The 18,325-nt window shown below is 71.6% G+C and carries 18 protein-coding genes and 1 pseudogene; 6 read left to right on the top strand and 13 right to left on the bottom strand.

Annotation, left to right across the window (positions count from 1 at the left end; genetic code table 11):
* The 9 genes and pseudogenes from ABZY45_RS28970 to ABZY45_RS29010 form a co-directional block, all read right to left on the bottom strand.
* A pseudogene (locus ABZY45_RS28970) lies at positions 1–145 on the bottom strand (sulfate adenylyltransferase small subunit); the annotation flags it as partial.
* Positions 142–711, bottom strand: coding sequence for an adenylyl-sulfate kinase (gene cysC, locus ABZY45_RS28975; RefSeq protein WP_356744570.1), 570 nt, complete (start codon positions 709–711; stop codon positions 142–144). The gene cysC and the pseudogene ABZY45_RS28970, both read right to left, overlap by 4 nt.
* A complete protein-coding gene (locus tag ABZY45_RS28980; RefSeq protein WP_356744572.1) occupies positions 711–1,427 on the bottom strand; it encodes a phosphoadenylyl-sulfate reductase in 717 nt (238 codons plus the stop codon). Before ABZY45_RS28980 ends, cysC begins: the two co-directional genes overlap by 1 nt.
* Positions 1,424–1,603, bottom strand: a complete 180-nt coding sequence (locus ABZY45_RS28985) for a hypothetical protein (RefSeq protein ID WP_073748467.1) — start codon at positions 1,601–1,603, stop codon at positions 1,424–1,426. The genes ABZY45_RS28980 and ABZY45_RS28985 overlap by 4 nt, the downstream gene beginning before the upstream one ends.
* Positions 1,600–3,297 (bottom strand): nitrite/sulfite reductase, encoded by a 1,698-nt coding sequence (locus tag ABZY45_RS28990; protein WP_356744575.1) that lies wholly within the window; start codon positions 3,295–3,297, stop codon positions 1,600–1,602. The genes ABZY45_RS28985 and ABZY45_RS28990 overlap by 4 nt, the downstream gene beginning before the upstream one ends.
* Before the next feature lie 113 nt (positions 3,298–3,410).
* Positions 3,411–3,494 carry a putative leader peptide gene (locus tag ABZY45_RS28995; protein WP_349817346.1) on the bottom strand — a complete coding sequence of 28 codons (84 nt, stop codon included), beginning with the start codon at positions 3,492–3,494 and terminating at the stop codon, positions 3,411–3,413.
* Between the two features lie 255 nt (positions 3,495–3,749).
* The gene (locus ABZY45_RS29000; protein ID WP_356744577.1) at positions 3,750–4,343 is read right to left on the bottom strand and encodes a GNAT family N-acetyltransferase; all 594 of its coding nucleotides are present in this window, start codon (positions 4,341–4,343) and stop codon (positions 3,750–3,752) included.
* Between the two features lie 85 nt (positions 4,344–4,428).
* On the bottom strand, positions 4,429–5,721 hold the full coding sequence (locus tag ABZY45_RS29005; RefSeq protein ID WP_356744579.1) for a GAF domain-containing protein: 1,293 nt from the start codon (positions 5,719–5,721) through the stop codon (positions 4,429–4,431).
* A 310-nt stretch (positions 5,722–6,031) separates the two neighbouring features.
* Positions 6,032–7,669 (bottom strand): acyl-CoA dehydrogenase family protein, encoded by a 1,638-nt coding sequence (locus ABZY45_RS29010; RefSeq protein WP_356744581.1) that lies wholly within the window; start codon positions 7,667–7,669, stop codon positions 6,032–6,034.
* Positions 7,670–7,686: 17 nt separating this feature from the next.
* Here ABZY45_RS29010 and ABZY45_RS29015 point away from each other — a divergent pair, with 17 nt between their 5' ends.
* The 3 genes from ABZY45_RS29015 to ABZY45_RS29025 all read left to right on the top strand — a co-directional run bounded on the left by ABZY45_RS29015 (position 7,687) and on the right by ABZY45_RS29025 (position 10,627).
* Entirely contained in the window at positions 7,687–8,865 is a 1,179-nt protein-coding gene (locus tag ABZY45_RS29015) for a YihY/virulence factor BrkB family protein (RefSeq protein ID WP_356744583.1), read from the top strand.
* A 227-nt stretch (positions 8,866–9,092) separates the two neighbouring features.
* Positions 9,093–9,797: a DUF5701 family protein gene (locus ABZY45_RS29020; RefSeq protein ID WP_356744585.1), complete on the top strand. Its 705-nt coding sequence runs from the start codon at positions 9,093–9,095 to the stop codon at positions 9,795–9,797.
* Between the two features lie 71 nt (positions 9,798–9,868).
* Entirely contained in the window at positions 9,869–10,627 is a 759-nt protein-coding gene (locus tag ABZY45_RS29025; protein WP_356744587.1) for an AraC family transcriptional regulator, read from the top strand.
* On the opposite strand, the gene ABZY45_RS29030 is transcribed toward ABZY45_RS29025, so the two are convergent.
* The 4 genes from ABZY45_RS29030 to ABZY45_RS29045 all read right to left on the bottom strand — a co-directional run bounded on the left by ABZY45_RS29030 (position 10,564) and on the right by ABZY45_RS29045 (position 14,468).
* Positions 10,564–10,959, bottom strand: coding sequence for a VOC family protein (locus ABZY45_RS29030; RefSeq protein WP_356744589.1), 396 nt, complete (start codon positions 10,957–10,959; stop codon positions 10,564–10,566). The two genes, ABZY45_RS29025 and ABZY45_RS29030, sit on opposite strands and share 64 nt — an antisense overlap.
* A gap of 145 nt (positions 10,960–11,104) precedes the next feature.
* Entirely contained in the window at positions 11,105–12,634 is a 1,530-nt protein-coding gene (locus tag ABZY45_RS29035; RefSeq protein WP_356744591.1) for a 3-hydroxyacyl-CoA dehydrogenase, read from the bottom strand.
* A 95-nt stretch (positions 12,635–12,729) separates the two neighbouring features.
* Entirely contained in the window at positions 12,730–13,524 is a 795-nt protein-coding gene (locus ABZY45_RS29040) for a CoA-transferase (RefSeq protein ID WP_356744593.1), read from the bottom strand.
* A 26-nt stretch (positions 13,525–13,550) separates the two neighbouring features.
* Entirely contained in the window at positions 13,551–14,468 is a 918-nt protein-coding gene (locus ABZY45_RS29045; RefSeq protein ID WP_356744893.1) for a CoA-transferase, read from the bottom strand.
* Between the two features lie 155 nt (positions 14,469–14,623).
* On the opposite strand from ABZY45_RS29045, the gene ABZY45_RS29050 reads away from it, so the two are divergent.
* The 3 genes from ABZY45_RS29050 to ABZY45_RS29060 all read left to right on the top strand — a co-directional run bounded on the left by ABZY45_RS29050 (position 14,624) and on the right by ABZY45_RS29060 (position 18,314).
* Positions 14,624–15,514 carry a LysR family transcriptional regulator gene (locus tag ABZY45_RS29050; RefSeq protein WP_356744595.1) on the top strand — a complete coding sequence of 297 codons (891 nt, stop codon included), beginning with the start codon at positions 14,624–14,626 and terminating at the stop codon, positions 15,512–15,514.
* Between the two features lie 116 nt (positions 15,515–15,630).
* The gene (locus ABZY45_RS29055) at positions 15,631–16,857 is read left to right on the top strand and encodes an acetyl-CoA C-acetyltransferase (RefSeq protein ID WP_356744597.1); all 1,227 of its coding nucleotides are present in this window, start codon (positions 15,631–15,633) and stop codon (positions 16,855–16,857) included.
* A 113-nt stretch (positions 16,858–16,970) separates the two neighbouring features.
* Positions 16,971–18,314, top strand: coding sequence for an MFS transporter (locus ABZY45_RS29060; RefSeq protein ID WP_356744599.1), 1,344 nt, complete (start codon positions 16,971–16,973; stop codon positions 18,312–18,314).
* Positions 18,315–18,325 lie beyond the last annotated feature (11 nt).

The raw sequence follows: 18,325 nt of genomic DNA on the forward strand, positions 1-18,325 counted from the left end.
TGCCGCCGGAGAACAGGATCACCGGCCGCTCGAACTCACCCGCCACCTCACGGAAGATGTGCACCGCCTCCGACTCCAACGAGTCCAGATGGCTCAGCGCGTACGGGTTGACGGTGCCTTCCGGCACGGTGGCGACAGTGCTCACGCCAGGCCCCTCTCGGTGAGCAGCGCGTGAAGCGCCGCTGCGGACTCCTGCACGGTCTGCTGGTGCGACTCGATCCGCAGATCCGGCGACTCGGGTGCCTCGTACGGGTCGTCGACCCCGGTGAGACCGCTGAGCTCGCCCGCTGCCTGCTTGGCGTACAGCCCCTTCACATCGCGCTCGGAGCACACCTCGACCGGGGTCGCGACATGCACCTCCAGATACGCGGTGCCTTCCTGCTGGTGACGCTTGCGGACCGCGTCGCGGCTGTCGGCGTACGGCGCGATGACCGGGACGAGGGCCTTCACGCCGTTGGCGGCCAGCAGTTCGGCGACGAAGCCGATCCGCTGGACGTTGGTGTGCCGGTCCTCGCGGGAGAAGCCGAGGCCCGCGGAGAGGAACTCCCGGATCTCGTCACCGTCCAGAACCTCGACCCGGTGCCCGTCCCCGCGCAGCCGGCCCGCCAGTTCGTACGCGATGGTGGTCTTGCCGGCGCTCGGCAGACCGGTGAGCCAGACGGTGGCTCCCGTCTCCGTCACGCTCATCGATATCTCCTGATCAGTCGTCATCAGCCGTGCAGCCCGCATTCGGTCTTCCCACGCCCGGCCCAGCGGCCGGCCCTGGCGTCCTCGCCCTCCAGCACCCGCCGGGTGCAGGGCGCGCAGCCGACGGAGGCGTAACCGTCCATCAGCAGCGGGTTGGTCAGCACGCCGTGTTCCGCGACGTACGCGTCCACGTCGTCCTGGGTCCAGCGGGCGATCGGCGAGATCTTGACCTTGCGGCGCTTCGCGTCCCAGCCCACGACCGGGGTGTTGGCCCGCGTGGGGGACTCGTCGCGGCGCAGTCCGGTCGCCCAGGCGGCGTACGCGGTCAGGCCCTCTTCCAGCGGCTTGACCTTGCGCAGCGCGCAGCACAGGTCGGGGTCGCGGTCGTGGAGCTTCGGGCCGTACTCGGCGTCCTGCTCGGCCACCGACTGACGCGGGGTCAGCGTGATGAGGTTGACGTCCATCACGGCGTCCACCGCGTCCCGGGTGCCGATGGTCTCCTCGAAGTGGTACCCGGTGTCCAGGAACACCACGTCCACACCGGGGAAGACCCGGGAGGCCAGATGGGCGACCACCGCGTCCTCCATCGAGGAGGTGACGCAGAAGCGCTTGCCGAAGGTGTCGGCGGCCCACTTCAGGATGTCGGTCGCGGAGGCGTCCTCCAGCTCGCGCCCGGCCCGCTCCGCCAGTTCCCTCAGTGCTTCGTCGGTGAGCTCGGCAGCTTGCAGCGTGTCCGTCATGTCGTGTCCCCTTCGACGTCGTCGCGCTGGAGTCCCTGGGCCAGCAGGCCGAGGAACTTCAGCTGGAACGCGCGGTTGCAGGAAGCACATTCCCAGGCGCCGTGTCCTGCCTCGTGCGGGCGCAGGTCCTCGTCGCCGCAGTAGGGGCAGTAGAACGGAGCCGCTCGTTCGCTCATGACAGCGACTCCGCACTGGCGCGGGCCGCCCAGGTCGCGAAGCGCTCGCCTTCCTCACGCTCCTCCTGGAACTTGCCGAGCACCCGCTCGACGTAGTCCGGCAGTTCGGCGGAGGTGACCTTCAGGCCACGGACCTTGCGGCCGAAACCGGCCTCGAGCCCGAGCGCGCCACCGAGGTGCACCTGATAGCCCTCGACCTGGTTGCCGTCGGCGTCCAGCATCAGCTGGCCCTTGAGGCCGATGTCCGCGGTCTGGATGCGGGCACAGGCGTTGGGGCAGCCGTTGATGTTGATGGAGAGCGGCTCCTCGAAGTCCGGCAGGCGGCGCTCCAGTTCGTCGATGAGCGCGGCGCCGCGCGCCTTCGTCTCGACGATCGCCAGCTTGCAGAACTCGATACCGGTGCAGGCCATGGTGCCGCGCCGGAACGGGGAGGCGTTCACCTGGAAGTCCAGTGCCTCCAGACCGGCGGTCAGGGAAGCGACCTGGTCCTGCTCGACGTCGAGGACGATCATCTTCTGCTCGACGGTGGTGCGCACCCGGCCCGAGCCGTGCGCCTCGGCGAGGTCGGCGATCTTGGACAGGGTGGAGCCGTCCACACGGCCGACGCGCGGGGCGAAGCCGACGTAGAAGCGGCCGTCCTGCTGCGCGTGCACACCGATGTGGTCGCGCCAGCGGGAGGAGGGCTGCGCGGGAGGCGGGCCGTCCAGCATCGGACGCTTGAGGTACTCGTCCTCCAGGATCTGACGGAACTTCTCCGGACCCCAGTCGGCCATCAGGAACTTCAGACGGGCGCGGGTGCGCAGCCGGCGGTAACCGTAGTCACGGAAGATCCCGACGACACCGGCCCAGACGTCGGGCACCTCGTCCAGCGGCACCCAGGCGCCGAGCCGCTCGGCGAACCGCGGGTTGGTGGAGAGCCCGCCGCCGACCCACAGGTCGAAGCCGGGGCCGTGCTCGGGGTGGTCGACGCCCACGAACGCGATGTCGTTGATCTCGTGCACCACGTCCTGGACCGGCGAACCCGAGATCGCGGTCTTGAACTTGCGGGGCAGGTTGGAGAATTCCTTGCTGCCGATGTAGCGCTCGTGGATCTCGTCCACCGCGGGGGTGCCGTCGATGATCTCGTCGGCGGCGATGCCCGCCACGGGCGAACCGATGATCACACGGGGGCAGTCGCCGCACGCCTCGGTGGTCGAGAGGCCGACCGCCTCCAGCTTCTCCCAGATCGCCGGGACGTCCTCGATGCGGATCCAGTGCAGCTGGACGTTCTGCCGGTCGGTGATGTCGGCCGTGCCGCGCGCGTACTCCTCGGAGATCTCGCCGATGACGCGCAGCTGAGCGGTGGTCAGCTGCCCGCCGTCGATGCGTACGCGCAACATGAAGTAGCGGTCGTCCAGCTCCTCCGGCTCCAGCACGGCGGTCTTGCCGCCGTCGATCCCGGGGCGGCGCTGGGTGTAGAGGCCCCACCAGCGCATACGCCCGCGCAGGTCGTTGGGGTCGATGGAGTCGAATCCGCGCTTGGAGTAGATCGTCTCAATGCGTGTCCGCACGTTGAGACTGTCGTCATCCTTCTTGAACTGCTCGTTCCCGTTCAGCGGGGTGAAGTGACCCATGGCCCACTGACCTTCACCACGGTGACGTCCCGCCTTGCGGCGGGGCGTGGCGGTAGCAGGCTTCTCGGGGATGGCGGCCATGGATATACGTCCTTCGGGACTGCAGGAGGGCGGCTCTGAACTGCACACTCGCGTGAGGCGCGGCGGTGCGCAGGGGATGGAGCGAATACGGTGGATCGCGGTGCTGGAAGCTCTCAGCGGACCGGACAGATGGCGCTGGACATGCGGCCGAGGTCGACGTGCCGCCGACTCACCAAGGCAATTCCAGTTCCAGACATGACGGAAGCGTGTCACGCCGATCTCGGAGCAGTCCACCACGATCCATCATGTGGACGAGATGGTCCCGAAATGCGAGACGGTGTGGTGTCTGTCACGCCGATCTGTCGACAAAGCGACCTGAGTGGCGTGCATCCGGTGTTCGGACCGGCGTGAGAACCGGCGTGCGGGGGACCAGTGCACCGGCGTGGGACCGGCGTGCGGGCGGACCGGAGCGCCGGTGCATGAACCGGCGCGGCGGGCGTCGAACGGGCCGGTCAGGCGTGCGCCCCCGGCCACGGGCCGGGGTTGGCGACAGCGGGCACCCGCTCGGTCTTCGTGTCGTACAGCCGGAAGCCCCGCCGCTGGTAGTTGGCCATCGCGTGCGGGCCGTCGTCGGAGCAGGTGTGCAGCCACACCCGCTTCGTGGGCGTCCGCTCCGGGTGGCGCTCGGCGAGGTCCCAGGCCCGCGCCACCCCGTAGGACAGCAGGTGCCCGCCTATCCGGCGTCCTCGGAAGGCGGGAATCAGGCCGAAGTAGGCGATCTCGACCGTGCCCTCCTCCTGGGGCTCGAGCTCGATGAAGCCGGCGGGCGTCCCGTTCTCGTACGCCACCCAGGTCTCCGTCCCCGGCCGTTCCAGGAGCTCCTGCCACTGCGCGTACGTCAGACCCAGCCGGTCGGTCCACCGGACGTCGCCGCCCACCGCCGTGTAGAGGAAGCGGCTGAACTCGGGCAGCGCCGTCTGAGACCGCACCACCGTCACCTGGCCCTCGGGGACCGCCGCCGGCCGCAGATCCTCGGGCGAGGTCTGCTCCAGATACCAGACGGTCACGTCGGAGAGGGGGGCGGCGGGGTGCGTGGCGTTGCTCATGGCGGTCAGACAACCACGTCACGGGCTCCCAGCCCAAAAATGATCAGGTCCCGTCCAAAAGCGCTCGGGTCGCACTCCAAGGTCATCAGGTCACCCCCGCCGACGCACGGGCCCCGAGCACCACCGGCGCCGTCGAGCGGGGGAGCAGGTCGGCAGGCACGTCCGGGTGGACCACTTCCACCTCGACGTCGTCACCGAAGCGGTACGGACGGTGTGCCAGCACCTCGGCCAGATGCCGCCGGATCCGCGACACCTCGGCCCGCACCGTCACCGTCCTCGACGCGTCGCCGAAGACGTCCTGGGCCAGCTCGGCCGCCGTGCGCCCCTCCCTGTGCAGGGCCAGCGCGTACAGCAGCTCCGCGTGCCGGGGTGAGAGCCGGTGCGTCCAGGTGCCCACCGGCCCAGCGACATGCACCGCGAGCCCCTGCTCGCGACTGAGATCGAGCACCACCCTGCGCGGCGGCCCCTCGTGCTCCCCCTCCTCGACCTGTATCAGCCAGCCTCCCGGCAGGGGCTCCACCCGGCACATCCCCAGCGAGGCCAGCCACACCCTGCCCGGCCGCATCGACTTCGGCAGCGGCAGCCGGTCCATGGGCGGCATACGGCTGACGGCGGCCGGCCAGCCGTGCGTGTCCACCACCACGGCGCGGCCGGGCAGCCTGCATAGAATCGGGGCGGCGACGGACCGCAGGCGGTCCGTCGCCTGCAGGTGGCGGTTGCGCAGCTCGCTCTCCGCCAGCGCCGTCACCGAGCCGACCAGGGCGAGGGTCGCGGGATGGAAGGTGGAAGCCGGCCCGCTGATGTCGACGACACCGATCAGCCGGCCGTCCCGCGGGTCCCGCAGCGGCGCCGCCGCGCAGGTCCAGCCGTGCAGGGCGCGTATGAAGTGCTCGGCGGAGTGGACCTGGACGGGGACGCGGGCGGCGAGCGCCGTACCGATGGCGTTCGTCCCCGTGGCCGACTCCGCCCAGGCCGCTCCCTCCTCCAGACAGATGTCCTTGGCCCGGCGCAGCACGGCCGCGTGCCCCTGCCTCCACAGGACCCTGCCCTCCGGGTCCGTGACCACCAGGATCTGCTGCGCCGCGTCCGCGATGCCGGCGAGCCCGTCCCGCAGCAGCGGCATGACCTCGCCGAGCGCCGTGCTGCCCCGCCGGTGCTCGATCTCCGCCGCCCCCAGCAGAGTGGTCTCCGGCGACTGCTCCGGATCGATGCCGCTGCGCAGCACCCGGTCCCAGGACGCGCCGATCTCCGCGCGCGGCGCGTCCTCCGTGCGCCGGCCTGCCAGCCGGGCCTCCCGCGCGCGGTGGACCAGGCGCTCACTCACCGCGGGACGCGGGGTGTACTCCGGCCGCGAAGGTGCGGCAGGGCGTGTCTTCATGACGAGGTCCCCCCCAACAAGGCCTGGGCCCGGTCCGGAAGACGGAAACCGGACCCCAGGACCCATCCTGCCGTGCCAAGGGTGCCGTCACCCCGCAGTCCACACAATGGTTGCAACCCTTTGCAACTCTGGCGACAGGCCGCAGATCGTACGAGAGTCTGCGGCACGCCGTGCGGGGAGTCCTCGACCCGCCGTGCGGCGGTGCACAAGCGTGGGGGGTGGTGCCGTGTCGGCGCAGCATCACCCCCCGTCGTTTGGCCCCGGCGCGCAGCGCCCGCGCGCCAGCGCCCCCGGGCCACGGCCGTACGTCCTAACGCTCCCGCGCCCGCGCACGCTCCACGATCGTGGCCAGATCCAGACTGTGCGGCAGCGTCCCGAAGGCCGAGCCCCAGTCCCCGCCCAGCCGGGACGCGCAGAACGCGTCCGCGACCTCCGGCGGCGCCCAGCGCAGCAGCAGAGAACCTTGCAGGACGAGCGCCATCCGCTCCACCAGACGCCGCGCCCGCGCCTCGACGGCCTCCAGATCCGCCAGCTCGGTCAGCAGGTCCTTGATCGCCGCGTCGAGCCGGTGGTCGGCGCCGCGCGCCTTGCCGACCTCGGTGAGGAAGGCGTTGAGCGCCCCCGGCTCGCGCTGCAACGCCCGCAGTACGTCGAGCGCCTGTACGTTGCCCGATCCCTCCCAGATCGAGTTGAGCGGCGCCTCGCGCAGCAGCCGGGGCATCCCGGACTCCTCGACGTAACCATTGCCGCCGAGGCACTCCAGGGCCTCGCCGACCACCGCCGTGCACCGCTTCGTCACCCAGTACTTGGCCGCCGGCACCGCGATCCGCAGGAAGGCCCGTTCCTCCTCCGTGTCCGCGTCGTACGCCGCGGCCAGCCGCAGCGCGAGCGTCGTCGCCGCCTCCGACTCCAGGGCCAGGTCGGCCAGGACGTTGCGCATCAGCGGCTTCTCGATCAGCAGTCCACCGAACGCGCTGCGGTAGGCGCTGTGATGGATCGCCTGGGCCACCGCCTGCCGCATCAGGGCCGCCGAACCCACCACGCAGTCCAGCCGGGTCGCCGCCACCATCTCGATGATGGTGCGCACCCCGCGCCCCTCCTCACCGACCCGGCGGGCCCACGTGCCGTCGAACTCGACCTCGCCGGAGGCGTTGGACCTGTTGCCCAGCTTGTCCTTGAGGCGCTGGATCGCGAACACGTTGCGCGCGCCGTCGGGCAGGACCCGCGGGACCAGGAAGCAGCTCAGGCCGCCCGGTGCCTGGGCCAGCACCAGGAAGCCGTCGGACATGGGAGCCGAGCAGAACCACTTGTGGCCGGTGAGCAGGTACTCCCCGTCCGCCGCCAGCGGTTCGGCCAGGGTGGTGTTGGACCGCACGTCGGTGCCGCCCTGCTTCTCCGTCATACCCATCCCGAAGAGCGCACCGGCCTTCTGCGCCGGGACCCGCAGTCCTTCCTCGTACACGTGCGAGGTCAGCAGCGGTTCCCACTCGGCGGCCAGTGCCGGGTCGGTGCGCAGCGCCGGGACCGCCGCGTGGGTCATGGACAGCGGGCATCCGTGGCCCGCCTCGGCCTGCGTCCAGACCAGGAACCCGGCCGCGCGCCGGACATGGCCGCCCTCCCTGCCCCAGGCGTCCGTGAGCCCCGCCGTCACCGCGTGGCCCAGCAGCCGGTGCCAGGACGGATGGAAGTCCACCTCGTCGATCCGGTGCCCGTACCGGTCGTGCGTCCGCAGCTTCGGGGGGTTCTCGTTCGCCTGCGCACCCCATTCCTGGGCCTGGGCGGAGCCGGCGGAGAGGCCCAGCGTGCCGAGTTCCCCCCGGGCCTCGTCGAGGACCGCGGGCGCGAGGTGCCGCTGGACGGCCTCCGTCAGGGCGAGATCGGCCGTGAAGACGTCATAGCCGACCAGCGGCGGAACCTGATTGGTCACTGTGTGGGTGCTAGCTGCCATGCCGATACGGTAAGGAGGTGCAGGCAGCAAACGAAACACCCGAGCGGCCACCGGGTCGGCTCCACCGGGCTCGAGTCCTCTACCGCAACGTGTCGAAGCGGCAGATGGCATGGCATTTGCTCAAGGACACGGTCAATTCGTGCATCGAGTACCGCATCCTGGGCCTCGCCGCCGAGGCGGCGTTCTTCACGCTGCTGTCCCTGCCGCCGCTGCTGCTCGGTCTGATCGGGCTGCTCGGATACGTCGACGACTGGACGGCCACCACCACGGTCGCGTCGATCGAGCGCAACATCCTCGGGGCGGTCCAGACGGTGCTGTCCGAGCGGGGTGTCAACGACATCGCCAAACCGCTCATAGCCGACGTCACGACCGGTGCGCGCCCTGACGTCATCTCCATCGGCTTCGCGATCGCGCTCTGGTCGGGCTCACGCGCGGTGAACGTCTTCATCGACACCATCACCGTGATGTACGGCCTCGACGGTCACCGCGGCATCGTCAAGACACGGCTGCTCGCCTTCCTGCTGTACGTGGTGGCGCTGCTCCTGGGCGCGGTGGTGCTGCCGCTGCTGGTGGTCGGCCCCGACCGGGTGGTGGAGCTCGTCCCCTGGGGCACCGAGGTGCTGGCCGTCCTCTACTGGCCGCTGGTCATCGTCCTGTCCATCGCCTTCCTGACGACGCTCTACCACGTGTCCGTACCCGTCCGTTCGCCGTGGATAGAGGACGTGCCCGGGGCGCTCGTGGCGCTCGGGATGTGGGTGCTGGGCAGCTTCCTGCTGCGGATCTACCTCACGAGCACGGTCGAGGGGCCGACCATCTACGGGTCGCTGGCGGCGCCCATCGCCGTCCTGCTCTGGATAGGCATCTCCGCCTTCGCCGTCCTGGTCGGAGCCGCCGTGAACGCCGCGATCGACCACGTGTGGCCCTCGCTGGCCACGGCGGCGGCCCGCGCGGCCAGCGACCGGCTCAAGGCGGCGCAGGCCGCCGAGCTCGTGGCCCGCACCCAGGCGGCGAACTGGGACGCCTATGCCGACGAGGACGAGGAGGAGGACGTCTCCATGCCCTCCGAATTCCCCGAGCGCTGGTCGCGCTTCCTGCCTCCGGACGACGTGAAGTCCCGTCTGCACGGCGCCCGGGAAGCGAAGGAGGACCGGAGCCACCGCTCCGGCACGGACCGCGGGAGCCAGGCGGGCGGCTGAGGATTTCGGAGGCGCTGACCGCCCGGCCGACGGCTGGGGCCTGACCGCCGGCCTGCGGCCCGGCCGACAGCTGGGGCCCGGAGACTCGGGGCTCCTTGCGGCCCGTGATCCCAAGCCGGTCCGCGCCGCGCCTGCAGGCAGCCGGGAGGAGCGGCCGGACGGGAACGTTCCGCGCACGCGCCTCGTTTGGTCCCGAGCCCGTCCACGACGTCGTCCCTGGGAGCATCGTGCCCGAAACCTCCACCGTCCGTCCCGCACTCCCGGCACCGCGCGCGCAGGCCGAGCGCCTGATCGAACTCGGGGTGCACGAGATCGCGGGTCTGTCCGCCGCCGAGCTGCGCACCTTCGCCGAGTCCGCCGACGCCGGCGCCGACGAGGGAACGCTGCTCGCGGTCCACCCGGACCGAGCACCCGCGTCCGCCCTCGCGCCGTTGCTGCGCCGCAACGACAAGCCGGGCTTCGTCGTCACGGACATGCCCGACGTCGACCTGTTCGCCCCCCTCGACACCGTCGCGCTGCCCGGCACGCCGCTCTACCTCGTCACCGGACTCGACCGCGGGGACGAGATGGCCAACTGGAGCCCGAACGAGGCCCTGCCCGCTCTCACCGGGCAGGGCCGCACCCCTTTGCTGCTCACCGAGGGCATCACCTGGGTCCTCCAGCAGCCCGACGTCCTGGAGCGCAACCACTGCTTCATGACCATCGGTTCACGGCTGCGTAAGGCGACGGGCAAGGCGACCGGCACGGCGGAGGACGCTCTGGACGCCCGTACCCCCGCCCTCTGGATCAGCAACGGCACCGGCCGGGACGGCCGGGAGCGGCGCGACGCCCCCAAGGTCGGCTGGTGCTGGGCCGGTAACCGGCACACCTGGCTCGGCTTCGCCTCGGCGGCGGGGCGGGGCGTCGGCCCGGGCGGCTCCGCGGAGGACTGATTCACCTGGGGCGCGGCCATGCCGCCCGGACCCGCGCGGGCGGGATCCGGGCGGCGCGTAGCGTGGTGAGCATGGGACACGGCTATACGGAGTGGGCGGCTCGCCTGGACGGCGCGACCCTGTGGACCTGGTCCGGACCGCGCGATCCGGCGCGGCTCGTGCTCCCCGACGGCTGCATGGACCTTCTCTGGCTGGGTGGCAGGCTGATGGTGGCCGGTCCCGACACCCACGCTTTCGGACCCGGCCCGTCCGACGGCGGCTGCGCGGGCATCCGCTTCGCCCCCGGCAGCGCGCCCGCCCTCCTCGGTGTCCCCGCGCACGAGCTGCGTGACCGCCGGGTCGCGCTCGACGCGCTCTGGCCGGGCACCGAGGTCCGGGAGCTCACCGAGCGGGTCGGCGCGGCCGGCGATCCGGCCGCCGCGCTGGAGGGCATCGCGCTGCGCCGCGCGGCCCGCACCGGGCCTCCCGATCCACTCATGGCGGCAGTCGCCTCACAGCTGCGCCAGGGGCGGTCGGTCGCCGCGACCGCCCGCGCCGTCGGACTCGGAGCCCGCCAGCTGCACCGCCGCTCACTGGCCGCGTTCGGCTACGGTCCGAAGACGCTGGCCAGGGTCCTGAGACTGCAGCACGCGCTCGCCCTCGTACGCGCGGGCAGGCCGTACGCCGAGGCGGCGTATGCCGCCGGGTGCACCGATCAGGCGCATCTGGCCCGGGAGATGCGCGACCTGGCCGGAACCACGCTCGGCGGCTACCTCGCCGCCACGGGCTACGAGGTCCCGGCGGCGAACAGCGAGACGGCGCTGCCGTCCGGGTCCAGGACGACCGCGTAGCGCTGTCCCCAGACCGCGTCCCAGGGCTTCAGATGCCCCTCGTACCCCGCGGCGGTCAGATCCGCGTACACGGCGTCCACCTCCTCCGGGCTGTCACAGAGGAAGGCGAGCCCGACGCGCTCGCCGCCCCTGGAACCGGCCCAGCCCGGGTCGAAGGAGCGGACGACATCCTCGGTGTCCCAGAGCAGGCGCTGCCCGCCCGGGAGAGCCACCTCCACATGGGGCGCCGATTCGGCGCCCTCGGGGATGTCGAGCCCGAGCCTGCGGTAGAAGGCCAGGGACGCGGCCAGATCGGCGGTGGTGACGGAGATCGCGTCGAGTCGTGGAGTCATGGGACGACCGTAGGCCGGGCCCGTGAGCGCGTCTTGTAAGAAACGGACACGGGCCGCGACAGACAGGGCCGCGCCGGACACGAGCCGAAGCGGGCAGGGGCCGAAGCGGGCACGGGCCGCGACGGCTTCGCCCCCGCCGGCTCCCTTACGCGCAGTCAGCCGGTGAGGTGCCCGGCTCCGTCAGCGGCAGCCCGAGCTGGGCCCGCTCGGTGAGCCAGCGGCTCGGACGGTGGCGCGGATCGCCGGTCGAGGCGTGCAGAGCCCGCTGGAGGTCCAGCAGCCGCGCGGCGCCGATCCGGTCGCCCCAGGCCAGCGGCCCGGCCGGGTAACCGAGGCCGGTCGTCACGGCCAGGTCGATGTCCGCGGGGGTGGCGAGCGAGCGCTCCGCGATCGAGGCGGCGACGGAGACCACCGAGGCCAGGAGCCGCTGCGCCACCGAACCTGCGGTGTCCCGCACCACCGACACGGCGTAGGGCTCCGCCCCGCCGGCCCCGCGCGCCAGAACCGCGCGGGCGTCCCGCGCGGCCGCCGGACCGGCCGCAGGGGTCACCGCGAGCACCCTGCGGCGGCCGGCGGCCGGCAGCGGGTCCACGCCGAAGGTGCGCGCTGCGGGCAGCCCGAGGGAGGCGACCGCCGCGGCGACCGTGGTGCCCCACACCGGCACGAGGACCAGGGCGTCGCCGGAAGGGCCGGTGCCGCTCTCGACCGTCGCTCCGGCCGCGTCCAGCGCGTTCCGCAACTCCTCGGCCCCCTCGCCGGCCACGACGAACACCGGCCGGTCAGGGTCACCCGTCACCGGCGGCTCCGGAGCCGGGGCCGGCGCCTCGGAGCCGTACGCGAACCAGCCCTGCCCGGTCTTGCGGCCGTGCAGGCCCGCCGTCACCCGGTTCGGGGTGAGGAAGGAAGGGCGCAGCCGGTCCTCGTGGCGGAAGCCCTCCCAGATGGAGTCGATCACCGCCGCCGTGACGTCGAGCCCCGTGAGGTCCATCAGCTCGAACGGACCCATGCGGAGTCCCAGCACGTCCCGGGCGATCCGGTCGATCCCGGCCGGGTCGGCGACCGACTCCTCCAGCAGTGCAAGGGCCTCCGTCACCAGTCCCCGCCCCGCGTGGTTGACCAGGAACCCGGGGGTGTCGGCGACGGTCACCGCACGGTGGCCGCAGCTCTCGACCAGCGCCGTGAGGGCCGGCGGGATCTCGGGGCGGGTGGCCGCGCCCGGCACGACCTCGACGATCTTCATCAACGGCACGGGGTTGAAGAAGTGCAGCCCCGCGAGCCGCCCAGGGTCCCGGAGCGAGGCGGCGATCCGGGTCACCGACAGGGACGAGGTGTTGGTCGCGAAGACCGTGGACTCCGGCAGCGCCTGCTCCAGCTTCCCGAACACCTCGGCCTTGGTGTCCAGGTCCTCACGCACGGCCTCCACGACCAGTTCCACGTCCGGGCCCCCGGTCCACGGGTCGTCCAGCGGGACCAGCCGCTCCAGGGCGGCGGCGGAGTCGTCGGCGGACATCCGGCCCTTCTGGACGGCGCGTTCCAGCATGGAGCGCACGAAGTCCACGGCCGCCGTCACCGCCTCGGTCCGTACGTCGCAGAGCTCGACGGTGTGTCCGGCGGTCGCCGCCCACTGGGCGATCCCTCGGCCCATGGCTCCGGCGCCGACGATCCTGATACGCATGGCGGTTACGTCCTCTCGGCAGGTGCGGTCGATGTCAGCGACGGTAGCCGCGGTCGATGGCGGAAGGTGGCGCGGTACGGCGCCGCGTGCGGGGGTCAGCGGAGGTAGACGCGGCCGGGGTCCACGTCCTCGCGCAGGAGGCGCAGCTCGGCCTCGGTCGGTGGAGGCACGGTCTCGACGGAGCCGGCGACCTGGAGGTCCCAGCCGGTGGCCTCCCGCACCTGGTCCACCGTCACGCCGGGGTGCACGGCGACGAGGCGGAGCTCCTCGCCGATCCCCGCGCGGGCCAGAATGCCCAGTTCGGTGATGACCCGGGTGACTCCCGCACCCAGCGGCCGGATGCCCTCGGCGAGCGCGCGGTCCGGACCAGGGGTGGTGCAGAAATCCAGCTCAGCGGTGAAGGAGCGAGGATTGTGCCGCCGCATCACCACGAAGACCTCACGGGAGTTGGCCATCACCTCGACGGCACCCCCCGAACCGGGTAGCCGGACCGTGGGGTTCTCCCAGTCGCCGATGACGGAGGTGTTGAGGTTGCCCCACCGGTCGATCTGCGCCGCGCCGAGGAAGCCCACGTCGATGTGGCCGCCCTGGAGCACGCAGCCGAACAGCGCGGGCATCGAGAGCACCGCCTCCGCGCCGGAGATGAGCACGGCGTCGGCGATGGTCTCCGGGAGGTGCGAGGGGTGGGCACCGCAGACCCCGGACTCGTAGACGACCTCGATCTGCGGGGCGACCGTCAGATGGGCCAGTTCGGTCGCGAGCGTGGGCAGTCCGATGCCGGCGAACACCGTGCGCCGGGAGGCCAGTTCCCGGCTGGCGACGACGGAGAGCAGCTCCGACGAGGTGACGGTCTCCGAGGAGGTGACGGTCTCCGGTGCGGTGGTGGTCATGTCCCGTTCCCTCTCCTGCGGCGCGTTCACAGCCGCCGCCCGTAGTTCACGGGCTCGCTGAGCGCTTCGCCCACCGCGAGTCCCGCCCAGAAGTCCTCGCCCAGCTTGTCGACGTACTCGGCGTGGTCGGCCGTCCCGTACACCCACTCGGCCAGCCACTCCCGCAGCCGTTCGGGGTCCTTGCTGATGTGCGACCAGGCCCGGTAGAAGGCGTTGTCGCGGTCGTAGTAGCCCTGGGCGAAGGAGGGGTGCGCGCCGCGCGGACAGACCACGACGGCGTCCACCGCGTGGGACGGGACGAGCGTGCGGTTGGGGTCCGAGCGGACCACCTCGTCCTCCACGACCTCCTCGACGACGACGATCGCCTTCTCCGCCGCGTAGACCGCCTCGGCCTGGATACCGGTCAGTCCCCAGATCTGGGTGTTGCCCCGGCGGTCCGCCCGCTGGGCGTGGATGATCGTCACCTCCGGGTTCACCGGCGGCACGACGTAGATCTGCTCCGGCTCGCCGTCCGGCCCCGGGTAGGGCGAGGTCACCTTGCGCAGGTCGCCGTTGACGCCCGGGAGGTCGCTGCCGCCGTAGCTGCGCAGCGGGTAGAACGGCAGCCGCTGGGAGCCGGCCAGGTAGCGGCAGACCATCCCGTAGTGGCTGTACTCCTCGAACGCCAGCGGCGCCGGGTCGGCGCGCTCGATCCTGCGTCGCAGCTCACCGAGCGAACCCGCGGAGGAGTTGCCCACGAAGGAGGAGACCAGCCGTGAGACACAGCCCGCGGCGATCATCTGGTCCACCACGATGTCGGCCGTCATCCGTACGACGGTGAGGTCCTTGCGGCCCTGGCGGATGATCTCGTGCCCGGCGGCGGTGGGGACGAGGTGGGTGAAGCCCTCGATGGCGACGGTCGCCCCGTCGTGCACGAAGGCGGCCACGGCCTCCCTCATCGACATGACTTTGCTGGGCCCGTCGGCCGTATCCGTCCGCTCCACGGTGCTCCTCGGCGAGTGCGTGCTGGTCGCCCTCACCGTGTCAGCGGCCATTGATTGCTGTCCAATACCAAATTAAGGTCGGATCAAGACTGTCAGTTAATGAATGGAAGTCCTCGATGGAACTGCGTCATCTGACGGCGTTCACCGCCGTCGCCGAGGAACTGCACTTCGGCCGTGCCGCCAAGCGGCTGCAGATGGCCCAGCCCCCGCTCAGCCAGCAGATCCGCCAGCTGGAGAAGGAGCTCGGCGTCCAGCTCTTCGAGCGCAACACCCGCTCGGTGCGGCTGACGAGTGCGGGGGAGTCGTTCCTCGAACCCGTACGGACCGTGCTGGACGACCTCGACACGGCGGTACGGGCCGCCAAGGCCGCCGGGCGCGGGGAGTACGGCAGGGTCACCATCGGATTCGCGGGCGCCTCCAGCCACGAGACGCTGCCCCTGCTGACCCGGGCCGTGCGCGCCGCCCACCCCGGGATCGAGCTGGCGATGAAGGGGCAGACGTACGCGAACGTCGCCCTCTCCCGCGTCGCCGACGGCTCCCTCGACCTCGGGTTCGTCCGGCTGCCCGTCACCCAGCCCGGGGTGGCCTACCGGGTGATCGACGAGGAGGAGCTGCTGTGCGCACTGCCCTCCGACCACCGGCTCGCCCGTCTGGAGAGCATCCCCATCGGCGTCCTCGCCGACGAGCCCTTCGTCTCCTTCCCCGCGAACGCCGGATCGACGGTGCGCGACGCGATGGTGCAGGCCTGCGAGGCCACCGGATTCAACCCGCGCGTGGTGCAGGAGGCCCCCGACTCGTACACGATCCTGGCCCTCGTCGCCGCGGGCGTCGGGGTCACGCTCACCGTCTCCTCCGTACGGCACATCCAGCAGAACGGGCTGGTCTACCGCTCCCTCGCCGGGCCGCCCATCCTGCGCCAGGCGGCTCTGGCCTGGCGGACGGACAATCCCTCGGCGGCACTGCGCGCGGTGCTCGCGGTCGCCGAGGAAGCGCTGCCCACCCCCTAGCCGTCCGATTGAGACGCAGCGCGTCTTGATGGTGGGGGAACTCGATATTGGACCGACTCAGTGGTCCAGTGCGAAGGTCGCCCCACACACCCGAATCCGCCGAAAGGTGTTCTGCCGTGCCCGACCAGACCGATGTCGTCATCTGCGAGCCGCTGCGCACACCCATCGGGCGTTTCGGCGGCGCGTTCGCCCAGCAGACCCCGGCCGCGCTCGCCGCACGCGTCATCGCCGAGGTCGTCGCCCGCACGGGCATCGACCCCGACCGGGTGGACGAGGTGATCCTCGGGCACGCCTACCCCACGTCCGAGGCCCCCGCCATCGGCCGGGTCGCCGCACTGGACGCGGGACTCCCCGACACCGTCACCGGTGTCCAGACCGACCGTCGCTGCGGCTCCGGTCTGCAGGCCGTTCTCGACGCGGCGATGCAGATCCGCGCCGGATTCAGCGAGGTCGTCGTCGCCGGCGGCGTCGACGTCATGAGCGCCGCCCCCTACTACACGCACGACGGGCGCTGGGGCATCAAGGGCCCCGGCCTCCAGCTCCACGACTCGCTGGCCAGGGGCCGGGTCACCGCGGGCGGCGTCCACCACCCCGTCCCCGGCGGCATGATCGAGACCGCGGAGAACCTGCGCCGTGCCTACTCCATCAGCCGCGCCGACCAGGACGCCCTCGCCCTGCGCTCCCAGGCCCGCGCCGCCCGCGCCGTGCGGGAGGGCCGCTACGACGCCGAGACCGTCCCCGTCACCGTGCGCACGCGCAAGGGTGAAACCGTCGTCACCGCCGACGAGCACCCCCGCCCCGACACCACCGCCGAGCAACTCGCCGCGCTGCGCCCCATCATGGCCAAGGCCGACCCCGAGGCCACCGTCACCGCCGGCAACGCCAGCGGCCAGAACGACGCTGCGGCCGCCTGCCTGGTCACCAGCGCCGCCACCGCCGAACGGCTCGGGCTCACCCCGCTCGTCCGGCTCGTCTCCTTCGCCCGCGCGGGTGTCCCCGCCGCGACGATGGGCATCGGCCCCGTCCCGGCCACCCACGCGACCCTCGGCCGCGCCGGACTCACCCTCGCCGACCTCGACCTGATCGAGATCAACGAGGCCTTCGCCGCCCAGGTCCTGGCCTGCACCCGGGAGCTCGGCCTCGGTGAGAAGGACCACGAGCAGCGGATCAACATCAACGGATCCGGCGTCTCGCTCGGCCACCCGGTGGGTGCCACCGGTGCCCGCATCCTCGCCACCCTCAGCCGCGAGATGCACCGCAGCGAGGCGCGCTACGGCCTGGAGACCATGTGCATCGGCGGCGGCCAGGGCCTCGCCGCGGTCTTCGAACGCATCCCCGCCTGACCGTCACGTTCCTCTCCGTCCCCAGTTCCACCACGCGACCCAAGGCGTCTCGGGCGACGCCGGGTTCGGCGTGTCCCCATCCGCTTGTTCAACGAAGTTCCACGGGAGCCACCATGAGTGCGACCACCGCAAACGCACGCGAGCGAACGAAAGCCGCCAACCGCGCAGGATTCGGAGCCTTCATCGGCTCCACCATCGAGTGGTTCGACTTCTACATCTACGGGACCGCGGCGGCGCTCGTCTTCGACAAGGTGTTCTTCCCCGAGCTCGAGGGCCCGATAGGCACCCTGGTCGCCTTCGCCACCTTCTGGGTCGGCTTCCTCGCCCGCCCCCTCGGCGGCATCATCTTCGGCCACTACGGCGACCGGCTCGGCCGCAAGAAGACCCTCGTCATCACCCTGCTGATGATGGGCATCTCGACCACCGCCATCGGTCTGCTGCCCGGCTACGCCTCCATCGGCATCGCCGCCCCCATCCTGCTTGTCTGCATCCGCATGATCCAGGGCATCGGCCTCGGCGGTGAGTGGGGCGGCTCCGTGCTCATCGCCTCCGAGCACGCGCCCAAGGGCAAGTCCGTCCTGTACGCGGCGTTCGCCCAGCAGGGCTCGCCCGTCGGCAACACCCTCTCCACCGTGAGCTTCCTGGCCATCAGCCAGCTGCCCGACGACGCCTTCGTCTCCTGGGGCTGGCGCGTGCCGTTCCTCGCGTCCGCCGCGCTCGTCATGGTCGGTCTGCTGGTCCGGCTGAAGGTCGCCGAGTCCCCGGCCATGGCCAAGCTCATCGAGAAGAAGGAAGTCGTCAAGCTCCCGCTGACCGAGGTTCTGCGCAGCCACCCCATGCTGATCGTCCTCGGCATCGGCGCCTGCACCATCGGGCTGTCCGCCACCTACTTCAAGTCGACGTTCGCGCTGTCCTGGGCCACCACGTCCCTGGACTTCGACCGCAGCTCGTTCCTGACGATCATCCTCGTCGCCAACATCACCCAGATCATCGTCCAGCCCTTCGGTGCCCTCATCGCCACTCGCATGAAGAGCTGGTCCCGCGCGGTGATCGTGATGCTGGTGCCGGAACTGGTCCTGATGCCGGTCATGTTCGTCCTCATCAGCACCGAGAACTACGGCCTCGCGATGTTCGGCGTCGCCGTCGCCACCATCCCGCACTGCCTCTACTACGCGGCCCTCGCCGGCATGCTCGCCAGCCGCTTCCCGGCCCATCTGCGCTACACCGGCATCTCGCTCTGCTACCAGCTCTGCGGCACCCTGCTCGGCGGTACGACCCCGATCATCGGCCAGTTCCTGCTGAACCGGACCGGCTCCATCACCGCGGTCATCGCCTACGCCGTCTTCCAGGTGGCGCTGACCCTGGGCTGCATGCTCCTCCTGCTCAAGCGCCCCAACCACGACGAGCAGTCCGCAGAGCCGGTCGCCGCGCCGCGCACCGCGCCCGTGACCGCCTGACCGCCGTACAC

Source organism: Streptomyces sp. NPDC006516, assembly GCF_040611875.1.
In the GTDB taxonomy this organism is placed as follows: Bacteria; Actinomycetota; Actinomycetes; order Streptomycetales; family Streptomycetaceae; genus Streptomyces.

Excerpts from the sequence above, each read along its gene's own strand:
- cysC (WP_356744570.1), bottom strand. The coding sequence starts at position 711 with ATGACGACTGATCAGGAGATATCGATGAGCGTGACGGAGACGGGAGCC.
- ABZY45_RS28980 (WP_356744572.1), bottom strand. The coding sequence starts at position 1,427 with ATGACGGACACGCTGCAAGCTGCCGAGCTCACCGACGAAGCACTGAGG.
- ABZY45_RS28985 (WP_073748467.1), bottom strand. The coding sequence starts at position 1,603 with ATGAGCGAACGAGCGGCTCCGTTCTACTGCCCCTACTGCGGCGACGAG.
- ABZY45_RS28990 (WP_356744575.1), bottom strand. The coding sequence starts at position 3,297 with ATGGCCGCCATCCCCGAGAAGCCTGCTACCGCCACGCCCCGCCGCAAG.
- ABZY45_RS28995 (WP_349817346.1), bottom strand. The coding sequence starts at position 3,494 with ATGTCTGGAACTGGAATTGCCTTGGTGAGTCGGCGGCACGTCGACCTC.
- ABZY45_RS29000 (WP_356744577.1), bottom strand. The coding sequence starts at position 4,343 with ATGAGCAACGCCACGCACCCCGCCGCCCCCCTCTCCGACGTGACCGTC.
- ABZY45_RS29005 (WP_356744579.1), bottom strand. The coding sequence starts at position 5,721 with ATGAAGACACGCCCTGCCGCACCTTCGCGGCCGGAGTACACCCCGCGT.
- ABZY45_RS29010 (WP_356744581.1), bottom strand. The coding sequence starts at position 7,669 with ATGGCAGCTAGCACCCACACAGTGACCAATCAGGTTCCGCCGCTGGTC.
- ABZY45_RS29025 (WP_356744587.1), top strand. The coding sequence starts at position 9,869 with ATGGGACACGGCTATACGGAGTGGGCGGCTCGCCTGGACGGCGCGACC.
- ABZY45_RS29030 (WP_356744589.1), bottom strand. The coding sequence starts at position 10,959 with ATGACTCCACGACTCGACGCGATCTCCGTCACCACCGCCGATCTGGCC.
- ABZY45_RS29035 (WP_356744591.1), bottom strand. The coding sequence starts at position 12,634 with ATGCGTATCAGGATCGTCGGCGCCGGAGCCATGGGCCGAGGGATCGCC.
- ABZY45_RS29040 (WP_356744593.1), bottom strand. The coding sequence starts at position 13,524 with ATGACCACCACCGCACCGGAGACCGTCACCTCCTCGGAGACCGTCACC.
- ABZY45_RS29045 (WP_356744893.1), bottom strand. The coding sequence starts at position 14,468 with ATGTCGATGAGGGAGGCCGTGGCCGCCTTCGTGCACGACGGGGCGACC.
- ABZY45_RS29050 (WP_356744595.1), top strand. The coding sequence starts at position 14,624 with ATGGAACTGCGTCATCTGACGGCGTTCACCGCCGTCGCCGAGGAACTG.
- ABZY45_RS29060 (WP_356744599.1), top strand. The coding sequence starts at position 16,971 with ATGAGTGCGACCACCGCAAACGCACGCGAGCGAACGAAAGCCGCCAAC.